Source organism: Streptomyces sp. NPDC051976, assembly GCF_040680795.1.
Taxonomy (GTDB): Bacteria; Actinomycetota; Actinomycetes; order Streptomycetales; family Streptomycetaceae; genus Actinacidiphila.
Genome location: NZ_JBFAXL010000002.1, coordinates 49,902 through 65,544, shown reverse-complemented (window position 1 = coordinate 65,544; position 15,643 = coordinate 49,902). Strand labels below are relative to the sequence as shown.

Genomic DNA, 15,643 nt, shown 5'->3' with positions numbered 1-15,643 from the left:
TTCGTCCCTCGTTACGCTAGGAACGCCGGGCCTACCGATCGGTAGGCCCGGGCCCGGTAGGAAGTGGGATGTGAACGACGACTGCGCGCCCTTCGCCGCCGACTGCGCGGTGCGTCTCGCCGCCGAACTGATCGCACACACCTGGGATCCGGTGGTGCTCATGGCGCTGCGGGCGGGCAGGAGGCGCCGGATCGACCTTCTCGAAGCCATCGCGGGTGTCAGCGACAAGGTGCTGACCCAGTCGTTGCGCCGTCTGCACGCCAACGGCCTGACCACCCGGGTCACTTCACCGGTAGACCGCTCGGTGGCGTACGAACTCTCCGCGCTGGGACGCGGTCTCGCGGACGGTCCGCTGGCCGCGCTCGGCCAGTGGGCGATCGACCACGCCGACGAGGTCCTGGCCGCCCAGGAGCAGCACCGCCGGGAAGCTCCCGGCACGCGGTGATCTCCTACACCGCCCTTTCCATGCACACCAGTCGGTCCCGCTCGTCCCACGGCGCGACGACCGTGAAGCCGAGCCGTTCATAGAGGCCGATGGCGTCCGTGCGCCACTGCCAGACGGACAGCCGTACGGTACGGACGCCGTCGGCCGCCGCGTGGGCGAGGGCGGCGTTGACGAGGGCGGACGCGATGCCCCGGCCTCGGGAGGCCGGGGTTGTCCACAGGCGTTTGATCTCGCACCGGCCGTCGACGGGAGCGGTGACCACCAGACAGCCGACGAGGGCGTCCGTGTCCGCGCCCGACGCCACCAGCACCGTGTCCCCGGCGAACGCGGCGCGCGGGTCCAGGACTTCCGACCGGTAGCGGTCCGGCAGGAGAGCCGCGTCGGCGACGGGCTCGCCCTTCTCGGCCTGCGTACGGAGGTGGTAGGCCGCGAGCAGCGCGGACAGCCCCGGCCGGCCGGACGGCTCCTGCTCCTGCCCCTGCCAGCGGACGACCGCGACCTCGCGTTGATCCGTCATCGCGCCAGCATCACATGGACCGGGGCGAGACCTGACAGCCGGGACCCCGCTGGTCGTTGGGTCACTTTCCGCCGGGTGGGGCAGCCGATGCCGTGCCGGTCTGCTGGACCAGTACGGCGGTGGCGCGTTCCAGGAGCGTGCACAGAGCGGTGTACTCGGCGGACGTGAACGCTTCGGCGAGGGCGCGCTCCAGGACGTTCACCTCCTGGTAGGCGCGGTCGAGTACGGTCCGGCCGTCGTCCGTCAGGCTGGTGATCTGCACCTTGGCGTGCACGGGTGACGGCTCACGGCGGATGAGGCCCTTGGACTCCAAGGTGCTCAGCACACTGCTCATGCTCTGCTGCGTCACTCCGCAGTGGCGGGCCAACTGAGCACCGGACAGGCCGCCTTCGCGGGTCAGGAGCAGCAGCACGGTGTACTGCGTCATGGTCAGTCCGTAGCCGCGCAGCACCGCTTCGTGATGCGCCATCAGGGCCTGCTCCGACCGCCTGATCCGGGTGCAGAGGTCCTCCCCGACCTCCTCCCCGACCTCCTCTCCGACCTCGTCTCCGGGGTCATCTCCGACGGGTGTCCGCACGACGCTCTCCGCTCTCTCAGCCACCTATAACAGGTTCATGTGTTGACTCAGGGTTCTTACATACCTAGAGTCCTCGAATGTAAGGATACTGAGTCAACACAGAGGGCTGTAATCGTGAAGGCTGTTGTTCTCGACGCCGAGGACCGCTACGAGATCGCCGAGCTCGACGAGCCCGTCCCTGGCCCCGGCGAGGTGGCGATTCGGGTCGCCTACGCCGGGATCCAGTGGGGCGACACGATGGTCAGGGACGGCCACTTCCCTGTGCCGCGCCCCTTCGTGCCCGGCTTCGAGGCGGTCGGTCACGTGGCCGCGGCCGGACCCGGCGTCGACGCGGATCGGGTCGGCGAGCCGGTCGCCGCACTCACCTCGGCGGGCGCGTACGCCGAGGTGGTGGTGGCGCCCGCGGAGCTGGCACTGCACCTGGGCGACCTCGGCGACCTCGGCGATCTCCGCGACGGCCAAGGCTCCCTCCCGCTCCGTACCGCCGCCGGTCTCGGGTGGGCCGGGCCGACCGCCTACGACCTGGTCAACACCGCCGCCCGCGTCCGTAGCGGCGACAGCGTGCTGATCCACGCCGCCGCCGGCGGAGTAGGAACCCTGGCCGTGCAGTTCGCCCGGCTGGCCGGGGCCGGACGGATCGTCGGTGTGGTCGGCAGCGGTGAACGGGCCGCGTACGCATCCCGGTTCGGCTACGACCAGGTCGTGCTGCGCGAGGAGTTCTCGGCGGGAGCGCTCGGTGACGAGGGGTTCGATGTGATCTTCGACCCGGTGGGCGGACAGACCCGGCGGGTCGGCCTCGAACACCTCGCCCCGCACGGCCGCCTCGTCGCCTTCGGCAACCTCGACACCTACGAACCCGTACTGGCCAGTGCCAACGACCTCCTCACCCACGGCACTTCACTCGTCACCTACAACAGCAGCCTGCTCCAGCGGACCCACCCGGAACGCCTCGCCGACAGCGCCGCCCGCGCCCTCCGCCTCGTCGCCGACGGCCGGGTACGTGTGGACATCACCGCCGAGTACGAGATGGCGGACCTCGCCACCGCCGTGGAGCGACTCGCCGCGGGCGCCACCCACGGCAAGAGCATCCTGCGCATCGCCTGAGCGGGGCGCCTGAGCGGGGTGGCGGGGGCCGACCGCGGCGGGTCCGTCATATGGGGAGGTCGGCCAGGGTGGGGGCGATCGTGCCGAAGAGGTCGCCGATGGTGGTCAGGGCCGAGGTGTGGAGGGCGGCCGCGGGGACGGTGGTGCCGTCGGGGGCGGCGAGGGCGCGGGTGGCGGTGGCTTCGGCGACGACGGTGGGGTGGTAGCCGAGGTTGAACGCGCCCTGGGCGGTGAAGGTGACGCACATATGGGTCATGAAGCCCGCCAGGACGAGTTCGGGTCCGGCGTCCAGAGCGCGCAGCGTCTTCTCCAGGTCGGTGTTGTGGAAGGAGTTGGGGACCTGCTTGACGACGACGGGCTCCCCGTCGACCGGGGCGACCTGGGCGCAGATGGCGCCGATCTCGGCGCGGATGTCGTACGGGGTGTTCTCGCCGCCGTCGTTGACGACGTGGATCACCGGTGTCCCGGCGGCGCGGGCGGCCGACAGCAGACGGGCGGCCGCCGCGAGGGCCTCATCGGCGCCCTCCAGCGCCATGACGCCGGTGGTGTACGTGTTCTGGAAGTCGATCATGATCAGGGTGGCGTCGGCCAGGCGAGGCAACGGGTCGCCGAGGCCGAACACGTCACGCAGGGTCGGGGAAGCGGTCATGGTTCTCGTGGTCCTTTCATCGCAGGTCAAGGGGGACAAGTGGGGTCGCACACGGGCTGAGGGCAGGGCGAAGCCGCGCCGTGGGCGCCGTGTCCGGAGGGCCGGTTGCCTGGCCTTTGGTGGAGCGGATACGTGGGGCTGATCCGTGGAGCGAATTCGTTGAGCGAGGAGGTCAGTTGGTGGTGCGGAAGCGGCGGCGGTAGGCCGCCGGGGTGGTGCCGATCTGTTTGCGCAGTGCCCGGTGGAGGGTTTCGATGGAGCCGAATCCGCAGCCGGTGGCGACCTGGTCCAGGGGCTGGTCGGTGCTCTCCAACAGGCGGCGGGCCGCCTCCACCCGGGCGGCTTCGACGTAGGTGGCCGCGCTGGTGCCGGTCTCCTGGCGGAAGACCCGGGCGAAGTGCCGTTCGCTCAGGCACATCCGCCCGGCCAGCGCGGCCGCGGACAGATCACCGTCGAGGTGGTCGGTGATGAAGACCCGCAGCTCGTCGATGTCCCGTCGGGCGGCGGGGGGTTGGCTGAGCGGGACCGAGAACTGGCTCTGCCCGCCCTGCCGTTTGAGGTACATCACCAACTGCCGGGCCACCGCGAGCGCGATCTCCTCGCCGAGGTCCTCGGCCACCAGCGCCAGCGCCAGGTCCATGCAGGCGCTGATCCCGGCGCCGGTCCACACCTTCCCCGACCGTACGAAGATCGGGTCCGGGTCGACCGTCACCGCGGGATTCTCGGCAGCCAACTGCGCGGCCGTCGACCAGTGCGTGGTGGCCGTCCTGCCGTCCAGCAGCCCGGCCGCGGCCAGCAGATGGGCGCCCACGCAGACCGACGCCACCCGGCGGGCCTGCGGGGCGATCTGCTTGATCCACTCCACGATGTCCTGGTCGATCCGGGCGACCGGCCCAGCGGGCAACATCTCCACCGCCCCGGGCACGAGCAGTGTGTCCAGCACCCCGCCGACTTCCGCGAACGCGCAGTCGGCGACCAGCCGCACCCCGGCGGAGGTGGTGACCTCGCCCCGGGTACGCCCCGCCAGCCGCACCTCGTACCCCGCCGCCCGGCCCCCGACCCGCGCCGCCTCCCGGTTGGCCAGCGCGAAGACCTCGGCCGGTCCGGTGACGTCGAGCAGGTCGACATCGGGGAAGACCGCGATGACGACGAGGCGGGTGGTGGTGGGCATGCGTCCATCGTCGCCGCGACCCCCGACGTCCGCAATGACGGCTTTCTGTCACATCCGGACACGGTCAGGCCGGCCGGTCCGGGCCCGCCCCCCGGGCGCGTCGGGCGTGCACCCGCCCTGTAGGTACGCGGTAGGCCGCCACGGCCTCAGCGGCGCGCATACGCTCCTGCCAGTGCGTGGAAGGACTCCTTCGGTTCCCAGTGCCAGGGGGAGTTGGGGTCGGCCGGGTGGTCGCGTATGACCTTCACCAGGCTGTAGCCGGCCATGTCGAGGTCGAGCCGTGGGTTGGTGCGATGCGGGGCGTCCGGGGTGACGAAGGTGTAGGCCATGGCGCCGTAGAGGTTCAGCTCGGTGAAGGCGCCGAAGACTTCGGTCAGGTAGGCGGCCTGGGTGTGCTCGCTGCGTACCAGGCCCTTCTTTATCTGCGGCGGCGTCGTGTCGTAGTCGACGACGTCCCAGGCCATGCCGCCCAGCTTCGGGGCGCCCTTGAAAGTGCAGGACCCGAACTCGGTGATGGCCAGCGGCTTTCCGGGGCGGAGATACTTGCGCAGTTCGGCGAGGTGGCCGGCGCGGTCGGGGTAGTAGCCGTAGTAGTCGACGCACACCAGGTCGAACAGCTTCCAGTCGACGTCCTCATCCTGCGCGGCGCCGTACGACAGCGGCCCGTGGAAGACGGAACGGCCGACGGCGGCGGCCCGCGCGGTGAACTCGCGCAGCAGCCTCGCCGTCTTCACCGGGTCGTAGGCGCCCTTGAGCAGGTTCTTGATGCGTTCCTGCGCCGTGGCGCCGGGCACGATGCCGGGGACGTAGAGCAGGAACTCGCAGCCCACGTTCAGATGCACCCGGACGCCTTGGCGGCGCAGGCGTTCGGCGTAGCGGCCGGTCTCGGCGAGGTGGGCGAGGATGTCGGCGGCGGGCACGTCGCCGAGGGTCGGCTCCAGCCATATGTGCAGGCCGCGTTCGGCCGCCTCGGCCGCGCTGCGGGTGAGGCGCTCGACACCGTCGCCGGTGATCTTGACGGTGTCGGCGTGCAGGTCGCGGCGGATGGCCCGCATGTCGGCCTGGGTACGGGTCGGGCTCCACGCCGTCGCGGGCGTCTCACCCTCCCCCACCTCGTACACGACCCCCCGATACCGCACCCCGCCGGGCGCCGAGGGCTTCGGCGCGGGCCGCTGCCCGGTGGCCGTCGTATGCGGCGTGCCGCCGCGCCCTCGTCCCGTCGCGACCGCCTGCCCGGCGGCCACCGTCGCCGCCCCGACCGCGACGGCCCCCGCGATCCCCAGGAACCGCGCCCTGCTGAGCTGCCTCGCACCCATGTCGTCTCTCCCCGTCCGTGCCGTGGCGTCGGGCCGCCGTGCACCGGCGACCCGTCTCCCGGCGGCCGTGCCCGCCGGTACCCGATGTCAGCAGCCTGCGGGAACCCGGCGGCGGGCACCATTCGCCGAATGTCCACGAAATGGCTGGCCGACCGGCGGAAAGGAGCTGGCCGATCGACGGAAGAGAGTGGCCATTCGGCCGAGGCGCCGTCGCTGCCCGCCCGCCTACGCTCGTGTCATGACGAACGGTCCCGATCCCGCAGCTGCCGAGGGCGCCGGTCCGGCCACGGGTGACGGGCTCGACCGCGCTGGGTCCGCGCTCTCCGCCAAGAGCGCGGCCGCCCCGCGTGCCAGGCGCTCCCGGTCGGCCCGGGACTGGCTCGTGGACACGCTCGTCTTCGCCGCGGCCGTCTTCCTGGGGCTGGTCGTGCTCGGGGTGGTCAAGGAGCAGGGGTCCGTGGCCGGGTGGGCGATCGACCTGGACCCGTTCCTGGGGCTGGTGGCGTGCCTGGCGCTGTGGTGGCGGCGGCGCTGGCCGTTCGCCGTGGCGCTGATCGGGCTGCCCGCAGTGGCGCTGGCGACGAGTGCGCTGCCCGCGGGGGCGGTGATCGTGGCGAATCTGGCGTTGCGGGTGCCCTGGCGGCGGGCGCTGTGGACGCTGGGGGCGTACGTGGTGTGCGTGGTGCCGTCAGGGCTGCTGATCTCCGATACGGGGGACGAGCTGTGGATCAGCGGGGCGCTGTCGCTGGCGTATCTGCTGGCGGCCTTCGCGGGCGGCCACGCGCTGCACTCGCGGCGGCTGCTGGTGGAGCGGTTGCGGGAGGACGCGGAGCGGGCCCGGGCCGAGCACCGGCGGCGGATGGCCGACGCCCGTCGTAGCGAGCGACAGGCCATCGCCCGGGAGATGCACGACGTGCTGGCGCACCGTATCTCCTTGGTCTCGGTGCACGCGGGGGCGCTGGCCTACCGGACCCGGCAGGCGGAGGCGGCGGTCGGGCCCGCACTCAGCGGCGTGGAGGTCGCGGAGAGCGCCGAGGTGATCCGGGGCAACGCGCATCAGGCGCTGGAGGAGCTGCAGGAGGTGCTGTATCTGCTGCGGGCGGAGGACGACGGCGGCGAGCCGGCATCGCTGCTGCCGCGGATCGGGGACATCGGCGGGCTGGTGGCGGACGCGCGGGCGACCGGGCAGCCGGTGGACTACCGCGCCGACCTGGCCGTTCATGCCGTCGGCGACCTGCGGCCGCAGGTGCACAGGACCGCGTACCGCGTGGCCCAGGAGGGGCTGACCAACGCCCGCAAGCACGCGCCGGGCGCGCGTGTCAGCGTGCGGCTGAGTGGCGGGCCCGGCCGCGATCTGACGGTGGAGGTCAGCAACGAACTGCCCACACGTACGGGTTCGGGCTCGGGTACGGGGCCGGGCTCGGGCCGCGGTGCGGCGATCCCGGGTGCGGGCGCCGGGCTGACCGGCCTCGCCGAACGCGTCCACCTGGAGGGCGGCACTCTCGACCATGCCGCGGTGGACGGCACGTTCACGCTGTGCGCCCGGCTACCGTGGCCCGAGAGGTGAGGCCGTGATCCGGGTACTGCTGGCAGACGACGACCCCTTGGTACGGACGGGGTTGCGGCTGATGCTGCGCGGGGCAGACGGCATCGACGTCGTCGGGGAGGCGGCGAACGGCGTGGAGGCGGCCGCCGCGGTCCGCGCCCACACACCCGACGTGGTGCTGATGGACATCCGGATGCCGGTCATGGACGGCCTCGCCGCCACCCGCGAACTCACCGCGCGCGGTGACCAGGCGCCGCGGGTGATCGTGCTGACCACGTTCGACGAGCACTCCCTGGTCCTGGAGGCGATGCGTGCGGGCGCGGCTGGTTACCTGGTCAAGCACGCGGCACCGGAGGAGATTGTCGAGGCGGTACGGCGTGCCGCGCTCGGCGAGCCCACCCTGTCGGCGCCTGCGGCACGCGCGCTGATAGCGCACGCGGCCACCGGTTCCGGCGACCGGGCGGAACAGGCCCGCCTACGTCTGGCGTTGCTCAGCGAGCGGGAGCGCGACGTAGCGGTGGCGGTCGCCGACGGGCTGTCCAACAACGAGATCGGCGCCCGCCTCCACCTCTCCGTCGGCACGGTCAAGGCCCATCTCTCCAGCGCCCTGGCCAAACTCGACCTGGACAACCGCGTCCAGCTCGCCCTTCTCACCCACGACGCCGATCCGCGCCCGTAGCCGGGGAGTTGCCGCCTGGAGGCCGAGGGCACGGACTGCGGACGCGCCTCAGGGGCGGCCGCCGAACTGCCAGTTGTGGACCTCGATGGCGGCGTAGCGGTCCTCGGTGAGGACGGCGCGGGCGGTGGCCGGGTCGGGGGCGCGCAGGAGGACGGCGGTGCCGAGCCAGGTGGTGCCGTCGTCGGCGAGCAGGGGGCCGTAGGCGATGAGTTCGTCCCGGTCGTCGGGGAGTTCGAGGTCGGCGGGCTCGCCGGTGCCCGGTCCGAGGCCGAGGACGAGGTAGCGGGTGCCGCCGGTGCGGCCGCCGGGGAAGTCCCACATGGTGCGGCCCAGGGTGTTGCGCCAGCGGCGCAGCATCACGTCGCGGTACATGCCCGCCTGGTAGCCGGGCTCGTCGAAGGCGAAGGCACGGGCCGCGGCGGCGTCCGGGAGGTCGAGGATGTGCACGCTGCCGGTGGGCGTGTCCCAGTCGTCGGCCATGGTCGGTCCGCGGGCGATCATCTCCTTGGCGTACTGGTCCATGTAGGACCAGTGCGCTTCCAGCAGCTCTTCGCGCAGTGCCAGGGAGTCGGGCCGGTCGCGGTGGTAGCAGAGGAACTCCATCCCCTCAGTCTTCACACCCCGCCTCGCCGCCGCGCGCCATTTTCCCGGGCCCGGCGGACGAGGTGAACGGGGCGGCTCAGCAGGGCGGGTCGAGCCCGAGCCCCGGGGCCAGGATGGTGGCCGTCGCCGCGCTGGCCACGCCCAGCAGCGCGCCCGCGATGACGTCACCGGGGTAGTGGACGCCCGTGTGGACACGGGAGTAGCCGACGGCGGTGGCCAGCATGCCCAGGGGCGCAGCGGACCAGGGGTAGCGGGACCCGACCGCGGCGGCGAAGGCGAAGGCGGAGGCGGTGTGGCCGGAGGGGAAGGAGGCGGAGATGGGCATGGGGACATGGCGGCCGAGGGGGACGTTCACCGGGTCCGGGCGGGGGCGGCGGACCAGGGTCTTGCCCAGCAGGTTGGCGCTCGCCGAGGCCACCCCGATGGCGGCGACGCCCAGGAGCGCGGCGTCGCGCGGCCGCCCGGGTCGTAGCGCCAGCGCGGCGGCGACGGCGAAGGAGAGCTTCGAGTGGTCCGCGGCGGAGCTGAGCCGCCGCAGGTTCGTGTCCAGCGTCGGGGTGGGAGTGGCGGCGACGGCCGCGTAGAGCGCCTGGTCGAGCATCGACAGGTCGGTGAGCAGGGGGCTGCGCGCCAGACGGCTGCGGCTCCGGCTCAGGCGGCCACGGCCCAGGCGCCGGCCCAGCCGATGGACCGCGCTACGGCCGTTCGGACGGCTGCTACTGCTCACGGGAGTCCTCCTCGCCGTGCCCGAAGGCGAGTTGACGTACGCGCCGCCACCGCAGGGGGTGGGCGGCGGCGGGGACACCGGGGCGGTGCCGGGGGACCCGTACCCGCAGGGCGCCCGGCCGGATGGCGCAGTGGACGGGGACGGGCAGGGTGAGCGCCTCGCCGTCCACGGCGACCGGAATGGTGGGCTCCGCCGCCGACACGACGAGTGTGTGGGCGGTGGTCACGCTGATCCCGGTCGCGCGCTGGCCGCGAAGGGCCAGGTCGGCGGCCTGGGCGGCGCTGGTCACCCGCAGCCCGAGGACGCCCAGGGTGCCGGTGTCGAGCCGGGGACGGCGCCCGGCGGTGACGGGTTCGGCGGCGCCGTAAGGGTTGTTGCTCACCAGCAGCGCCTGCGGGGTCTCCGGGCGAGCGCCGTCGATCTCCACGCGCAGCCCCTTGCCCGAGCGGGTGTCGAGCAGGTCGGGCAGGGCGTCGAGCGCGGTGGTCGCCTTGGCGTCGCGGTACGCCGGGCTCTGCACGATCTCGGCGTAGGTGCCGAAGGAGACGGTGTTGACGAAGGCGCGTCCGGCGACCGTACCGAGGTCGACCTTGAGTTCCTCGCCGTCGGTGAGGGCGTCCAGGCAGGCCGCGGGGTCGTTGCGGTCCAGGCCGAGGTCCATGGCGAAGTGGTTGCGGGTACCGGCCGAGATGACGAGGAAGGGGATGTCGTGCTCGGCGGCGACGGCCGCGACCAGCGCCTGCGTACCGTCTCCGCCCGCGACTCCGAGCAGGTCGGCGCCCTCGGCCAGCGCCTGGCGGGCGAGCGCCGCCACGTCCTGGTGCGTCGTGGTGTCGAGCAGCACCACCTGGGCGCCGAGCGCCCGCGCCTTGTCGGCGAGGCCGAACTTCTCCACCTTGCCGCCGCCGGAGCGCGGGTTCATGATCAGCACCGGCCGTCGCGGGGGTTCGCCGCGCACCGCGGGCATCCGGTGCCGCGGCCGGTCGACGCGCAGCGCGAGTTGGGCGCAGCCCGCGGCGACCGCCCACAGCGCCACCGAGGCGGTCGCGGTGAGCAGCAGGTTCGTACTCGCGTACAGCACCAGGACGGCCGCGGGTGCCGCGAGCGCCAGCAGGGAGCCCAGCACGCGGATGAGGCCGCGCCGGGCCAGTGCCCACCAGATCCCCGCCGCCGCCAGCGCCAGTCCGGCGAGCCCGGCCAGCACCACGAGCGCGGTGCGCGTCCCGGCGAACGCCAGCAGCACCGCGATGGCCGCCACCGCACAGAGCAGCGCGACCCGCGCGAGCAGCCTGGCACGGGCGATCGTGGTCATCGGCGCCCCCTCGGGTCCGATCTCGATCGTCCGCGCGCCGGTCAGCCGCGGCAAACGGCGGTACGCCAGTCGGGGGCACGAACGGCCGGGGCCGACCCCGCCTCCGGCCCCACCCCCGGCTCCGGTCTCAGCTCTCCGGAGCCGACCCCGACCCCGGCCCCGACGCTGACCCCGGTCCTGACCCCGACCCCGAGGCCGGTTCGCCGCAGGCGAGGGCGACCGAGGTCATCCAGGCGATGACGGTGTCGCGCTGTTCCGGGGGGAGGCCCGCCTCCAGTTCGGCCTCGCGGCGCTGGACGGCGGGGAGCGCGGCTTCGTAGCGGGTGGTGCCGAGGGGGGTGATGTGGAGCTGGTGAGTGCGGCGGTCGGTGGGGTGCGGGGAGCGGGTGATCAGGCCGTCGCGTTCCAGCCCGGCCAGCATCTCGTTGGCGGCCTGACGGGTGCTGCCGACCGCTCGGGCCAACTGGGCGATCGACGTGCCGGGGTGCATCCGTACCGTCATCAGCGTGGCGAACTGCGGGACGGTGAGGCCGAACTCCTCGAGTTCGGCGCCGATCGCCGCGCGCATGCTGAGCCAGGTGTGGCGGACCAGGAAGCTCAGTACCCAGTCGCGGCGCTCCTCGCCCGTGTCGGCGCCCGTGCCGATGCCCGTGCCCATGTGACGTCCTCCACATTCATGATTGACAGGAACCTTACGATTCGCCACGATGGTCAGAACGTCAGGTACCTGTCGATCCTAGCGCGCGGCCGCGCGCCACCGCTTTCGACCGAAGGTCATCACGTATGCCACCCACCACGCCACCGCCGGCGGCCGCGCCGGCGGGCTCGTCCTCGACCCCGCCGCCGTCCCGGCAGCGGATCATCCTCGGCGTCCTCGTCTTCGCCCAGGTACTCATCTGGCTCGACGGCACCATCCTGTCCACCGCCTTCGAGACGCTGGCCGACCCGGTTCGCGGCCTGGGCGCCACGCCCGGCCAGCTGCAGTGGGCGACGGGCGCCTACACGCTGGCCTTCGCGGGGCTGATGTTCACCGGCGGCGCGCTCGGCGACCGGTTCGGGCACCGCAACACGCTGCTGGCGGGCATGTCGCTGTTCGGCGCCGCCTCGGCGCTGGCCGCGTACTCTTCCACCCCCGGCCAGCTCATCGCCGCACGTACGGTGATGGGCGTCGGGGCCGCCCTGCTCGTTCCGGCCACCATGGCAGTGGTGAGCTGGACCTTCGAGCCCGCCCAACGACCCGCCGCCTTCGGCACGTTGTCGTCCTTCGCCGGGGTCGGGATCGCCGCGGGGCCGATCCTGGCCGGGGCGCTGCTGGCCCGGTTCTGGTGGGGGTCGGTGTTCCTCGTCAACGTGCCGGTGGTCCTCGTCGGCCTCGTCTTCATCGCGCGGTACGTGCCCAACTCCCGCAGTCCGCAGGCCCGTCGGCTGGACCCGGCCGGGATGGTGCTGTCGACCGGCGGCCTGGGGCTGCTCGCGTACGGTCTGATCCGCGCCGGTCAGGACGCGTCCTTCGGGAAGCCGCCGGTGTGGGGGTGCGTCGCGGCGGGGCTGGCGCTGATCGCGGTCTTCGTGGTCGTCGAACTACGCATCTCCCACCGGAGTTTCGACCCCCGGCTGCTGACCCAGCGGCGGTTCGCCGCGGGCAACGCCGCCCTGATGATGGTGTTCGTCGCGCTCACGGCGGGCTCCTTCTACCAGGCGTTCTATCTGCAGGGCGCCCGCCACTACTCGGCGCTGCACGCCTCGTTCCTCTCGCTGCCCGCGGCGCTCGGCGTGGTCGTCGGCGCGCCCGTCGCCGTACGCCTGACCCGCCGGACGTCCGTGCTGCTGGTCTGCTCGCTCGCGCTGACCGTCTCCGCGCTGGCGATGGGCTCGCTCACCCAGTTCGGCGCGACCACCCCGATCGCCTGGTACTCCGTGGCCATGCTCGTCCAGGGCACGGCGATCGGCATGGTGATCGCCCCGGTCACGGGCGCGGTGCTGGGCTCGCTGCCCAGGGAGCAGGCAGGGGCGGGCAGCGCGGTCAACAGCGCGCTGCGGCAGACCGGCAGCGTGCTGGGCATCGCGGCGGGCGGCACGATCACCGCGATCGTCTACCGGCGCTCGATCGACGGCTCGCTGACCGGACTTCCGGTTCCGGAGCAGCGACAGGCCCGGGTCTCGGCCGAGTTCGCCCGCCATGTCGCGGCCGCCCGGCACGACCCCCACCTCGCCCGCGCCGCCGACTCCGCGTTCCTGCACGCCATGCATGTCGCCGCCGTGTGGACGACGGGATTCGCACTGCTCGGCACGGCGGCGCTGCTCATCGGCTTCCGGCCGGAGCGCGGCACACCGCCGCCGGAGGAACGGGCCCAGCCGGCGCGCGAGACGAGCGCCGCGAACGCGAGTTGAGACCGCACACGAGTGGCGCCCGGGACCTCCCCAAAGGTCCCGGGCGCCGCCCGCTCTCGCCAGATGGATCAACTCCGGTCAGGGCAGCGCCGGTTGGCAGTCCCGCCGGACGAGATCCCAGACGTCCTCGGCGGACGGGCAGCTGAGGGCGGTGGCGGCCACCGAGGCGCAGGTGTCGTGGCGCAGGCGGCGGATACGGGCGCGCACCTCGTCGAGCGCGGCCGGAGCGGCGGACAGGCTGTCGCAGCCGAGGCCGAGGAGCAGCGGGGTGACCAGGGGATGGGCGGCGGCGTCCCCGCACACGGAGACCTGGCGGCCGTACCGGTGGGCGGCTTCGACGACCGTGGCGATGGCGCGCAGTACGGCGGGGTGCGCGGCCAGCGCCGGTGTCGCCGCCGGGTCGCGTCGGTCCAGGCCGAGGATCTGGCTGGTGAGGTCGTTGCTGCCGATCGAGAAGAAGGCCGACTCGCGGGCCAGGGCGTCGGCCGCGGCGACGGCCTCGGGCAGCTCCACCATGATGCCCAACGGCGGTGCGGTGACGCCCAGTTCGGCGGCCACCCGGTCGAGGAGGGCACGGCAGGCGCGGAGTTCGCCCACGTCGGCGACCATCGGGATCATGATCCGCAGGTCCGTCTCGGCGCCCGCCCGCAGCAGGCTGCGGAACTGGTCGGCGAAGGCGTCGGGCCGCGCGAGCATCAACGGCAGCCCGCGGCCCAGGCGTTGGCCCTCGCGCCCCTTCGACAGGAACGGCGGCAGCTTGTCGTCGGCGAAGTCCAGGGTGCGGACGGTCACCGGCTGACCGGTCAGCGCGCGCAGCACCGGTACGAGGGCTGCCGCGTGCCGACTCTCGGTGGGCCAGTCGGCCGCCTGGAGGAAGGGCAGTTCGGTACGGAGCAGGCCCACCCCCTCGGCGTCGGCGGCCAGGGCGGCGCGCGCCTCGGCGGGTGTGGCCACGTTCGCCCTGAGCACGACCCGGTGGCCGTCGAGCGTCTCGGCGGGCAGATGGCGTTCCCCGGCGAGGGCGAGCCGCCGGGTGCGGGCGGCGTCCATCGCGTGCAGCGCGGCGGCGCGTTCCTCGGGGTCGGGGTGGATGACGGCGGTGACGCGCTCGGCGTCGAGCAGGATCTCCTGCCCGTCCGGCAGATCGAGGAGCTGGGGGTCCACCGCCAGCAGCAGGGGTATGCCCAGCGAGCGCGCCACGATGGCGGCGTGCGAGTTGGGGCCGCCGGTCACCGACGCGGCGGCGATCACCGTGCGGCCGGGTTCCAGCAGATCGGCCGCGCCGACCTCGTGCGCGACCAGCACCAGCGGCTGGTCGGGCGCGGGGCCCGTGTCGCCGTGCAGCCAGGCCAGCGCCTGGCGGCCCACCTGCCGTACGTCGGCGGCGCGTTCGGCCAGCGTCGGGTCGTCGAGGGCGCCGATGAGTCCGGCGTAGCTGTCGACGGCCTGCCGGATGGCCACCGCCACCGGCTGGCCCTCGCGGGCCCGGGCGACCGCCTGCCCGCGCAGGTCGCCGTCGAGCGCGATGTAGCCGTTGACCTCCATGATGTCGGCCTGCTCGTCCTTGCCCTGCTCGCGCAGCGCCGCCGACAGATCCTGCAGCCGGGCGGCGACGGCGTCGAATGCCTCGGTGACCTGCGCGGCGGGATCGCCCGCGGTACGGCGCGGCAGCGCGCTGTGCGTACGCGGCCGGTCGGTGCGGTGCAGGACGCCCAGCGCCGTACCGGGCGACGCGGGGTGGCCGGGGTAGGCGTGCCGGGTCATGAGGCGGCCACCGTACGAGCGCGACTGCGGCCGTCCTGGCGGGGCGCCGTGGCAGGGGCCGTCAGGGCGCCGCCCGGTCGGCGGGGCGTCGTCGCGGGGGTCGTCGGGGTGCGGCCGTCCTGGCGGGGCGTCGTGGCGGGGGCCATCCGGGCGCGACCGTCTCGGCGGGCGGGCATCAGGGCGCCACCGTGTCGGCGAGGGCGCGGAAGATGAGGGCGGTGGACGTGGCGCCCGGGTCCTGGTGGCCGACACTGCGGGCGCCGAGGTAGGAGGCGCGGCCCTTGCGGGCCTGCATGGGCGTGGTCGCCCGCATGCCCTCCTCGGCGGCGTCGGCCGCGGCGTGGGCCGCCGCGGCGAAGTCGCCGCCGGAGTCGGCCGCGAGCCGGAAGGCGGCCAGCGCGGGGGTGAAGGCGTCGATCATGGTCTTGTCCCCGGGCGTCGCCGCGCCGAGCTTCTGCACGCTCTGCAGACCGGCGGCGAGCGCCACGGCGAACTGCTCGGTGTCGGCGACCGGGGTGTCCAGCGCCTTGCCGAGGGCGCGGAAGGCGCTGCCGTACAGCGGTCCCGAGGCGCCGCCGACCACGGAGATCAGCGTCGTACCCGTCGTGACCAGCACGGCCCCGACGGTCTCGGGTGCGGAGTCGGCCAGGGCGGCGGTGGCGGCGGAGAAGCCGCGGTCCATGTTGGTGCCGTGGTCGGCGTCGCCGATGGCCGAGTCGAGCTGGGTGAGCAGGTCCTTGTTCTTCGCTACGGCGGCGGCGATGGCCTGCACCCAGGCGCGGGCGCGGTCGATGTCCACGGGGTCTCCGTTCTCAGGGGGTCGGCGGGGGGAGGGGATGGGG

Annotated in this window: 16 protein-coding genes; 5 read left to right on the top strand and 11 right to left on the bottom strand. The window is 73.6% G+C overall.

All coding sequences use genetic code 11. The features are described 5' to 3' along the window. Positions 1-70: 70 nt before the first annotated feature. On the top strand, positions 71-445 hold the full coding sequence (locus tag AB0M29_RS02630; protein WP_365377844.1) for a helix-turn-helix domain-containing protein: 375 nt from the start codon (positions 71-73) through the stop codon (positions 443-445). A gap of 4 nt (positions 446-449) precedes the next feature. Here AB0M29_RS02630 and AB0M29_RS02625 read toward each other — a convergent pair whose 3' ends face one another. Both AB0M29_RS02625 and AB0M29_RS02620 read right to left on the bottom strand, forming a co-directional pair. Continuing rightward, a complete protein-coding gene (locus AB0M29_RS02625) occupies positions 450-962 on the bottom strand; it encodes a GNAT family N-acetyltransferase (RefSeq protein WP_365377841.1) in 513 nt (170 codons plus the stop codon). Between the two features lie 61 nt (positions 963-1,023). Then, positions 1,024-1,431, bottom strand: a complete 408-nt coding sequence (locus AB0M29_RS02620; RefSeq protein WP_365377838.1) for a MarR family transcriptional regulator — start codon at positions 1,429-1,431, stop codon at positions 1,024-1,026. Positions 1,432-1,653: 222 nt separating this feature from the next. Here AB0M29_RS02620 and AB0M29_RS02615 point away from each other — a divergent pair, with 222 nt between their 5' ends. Further along, positions 1,654-2,643: a zinc-binding alcohol dehydrogenase family protein gene (locus AB0M29_RS02615; RefSeq protein ID WP_365377835.1), complete on the top strand. Its 990-nt coding sequence runs from the start codon at positions 1,654-1,656 to the stop codon at positions 2,641-2,643. 46 nt (positions 2,644-2,689) lie between these two features. On the opposite strand, the gene AB0M29_RS02610 is transcribed toward AB0M29_RS02615, so the two are convergent. The 3 genes from AB0M29_RS02610 to AB0M29_RS02600 form a co-directional block, all read right to left on the bottom strand. Further along, on the bottom strand, positions 2,690-3,292 hold the full coding sequence (locus AB0M29_RS02610; protein ID WP_365377832.1) for an isochorismatase family protein: 603 nt from the start codon (positions 3,290-3,292) through the stop codon (positions 2,690-2,692). A gap of 172 nt (positions 3,293-3,464) precedes the next feature. After that, positions 3,465-4,463, bottom strand: a complete 999-nt coding sequence (locus AB0M29_RS02605; RefSeq protein ID WP_365377830.1) for a DJ-1/PfpI family protein — start codon at positions 4,461-4,463, stop codon at positions 3,465-3,467. 146 nt (positions 4,464-4,609) lie between these two features. Continuing rightward, positions 4,610-5,779 carry an abortive phage infection protein gene (locus AB0M29_RS02600; RefSeq protein ID WP_365377828.1) on the bottom strand — a complete coding sequence of 390 codons (1,170 nt, stop codon included), beginning with the start codon at positions 5,777-5,779 and terminating at the stop codon, positions 4,610-4,612. Positions 5,780-6,017: 238 nt separating this feature from the next. Here AB0M29_RS02600 and AB0M29_RS02595 point away from each other — a divergent pair, with 238 nt between their 5' ends. Beyond that, complete coding sequence (locus tag AB0M29_RS02595) at positions 6,018-7,346, top strand: histidine kinase (protein ID WP_365377826.1); 1,329 nt, start codon at positions 6,018-6,020, stop codon at positions 7,344-7,346. A 4-nt stretch (positions 7,347-7,350) separates the two neighbouring features. After that, a complete protein-coding gene (locus AB0M29_RS02590; RefSeq protein WP_365377824.1) occupies positions 7,351-8,004 on the top strand; it encodes a response regulator transcription factor in 654 nt (217 codons plus the stop codon). A 48-nt stretch (positions 8,005-8,052) separates the two neighbouring features. Here the strand turns inward: AB0M29_RS02590 and AB0M29_RS02585 are convergent, their stop codons facing one another. From AB0M29_RS02585 to AB0M29_RS02570, 4 genes are all read right to left on the bottom strand, one after another. Continuing rightward, positions 8,053-8,607, bottom strand: a complete 555-nt coding sequence (locus AB0M29_RS02585) for a YciI family protein (RefSeq protein ID WP_365378562.1) — start codon at positions 8,605-8,607, stop codon at positions 8,053-8,055. A 76-nt stretch (positions 8,608-8,683) separates the two neighbouring features. Next, the gene (locus AB0M29_RS02580; RefSeq protein ID WP_365378560.1) at positions 8,684-9,208 is read right to left on the bottom strand and encodes a phosphatase PAP2 family protein; all 525 of its coding nucleotides are present in this window, start codon (positions 9,206-9,208) and stop codon (positions 8,684-8,686) included. A gap of 115 nt (positions 9,209-9,323) precedes the next feature. Then, positions 9,324-10,646 (bottom strand): diacylglycerol kinase family protein, encoded by a 1,323-nt coding sequence (locus tag AB0M29_RS02575; RefSeq protein ID WP_365377822.1) that lies wholly within the window; start codon positions 10,644-10,646, stop codon positions 9,324-9,326. Between the two features lie 127 nt (positions 10,647-10,773). After that, positions 10,774-11,304, bottom strand: coding sequence for a MarR family transcriptional regulator (locus AB0M29_RS02570; protein WP_365377819.1), 531 nt, complete (start codon positions 11,302-11,304; stop codon positions 10,774-10,776). Positions 11,305-11,429: 125 nt separating this feature from the next. On the opposite strand from AB0M29_RS02570, the gene AB0M29_RS02565 reads away from it, so the two are divergent. Then, positions 11,430-13,037, top strand: coding sequence for an MFS transporter (locus AB0M29_RS02565; protein WP_365377817.1), 1,608 nt, complete (start codon positions 11,430-11,432; stop codon positions 13,035-13,037). A gap of 78 nt (positions 13,038-13,115) precedes the next feature. Here AB0M29_RS02565 and AB0M29_RS02560 read toward each other — a convergent pair whose 3' ends face one another. Continuing rightward, positions 13,116-14,801 (bottom strand): putative PEP-binding protein, encoded by a 1,686-nt coding sequence (locus tag AB0M29_RS02560; RefSeq protein WP_365377814.1) that lies wholly within the window; start codon positions 14,799-14,801, stop codon positions 13,116-13,118. A 175-nt stretch (positions 14,802-14,976) separates the two neighbouring features. Next, positions 14,977-15,594 carry a dihydroxyacetone kinase subunit DhaL gene (gene dhaL / locus AB0M29_RS02555; protein ID WP_365378557.1) on the bottom strand — a complete coding sequence of 206 codons (618 nt, stop codon included), beginning with the start codon at positions 15,592-15,594 and terminating at the stop codon, positions 14,977-14,979. Positions 15,595-15,643 lie beyond the last annotated feature (49 nt).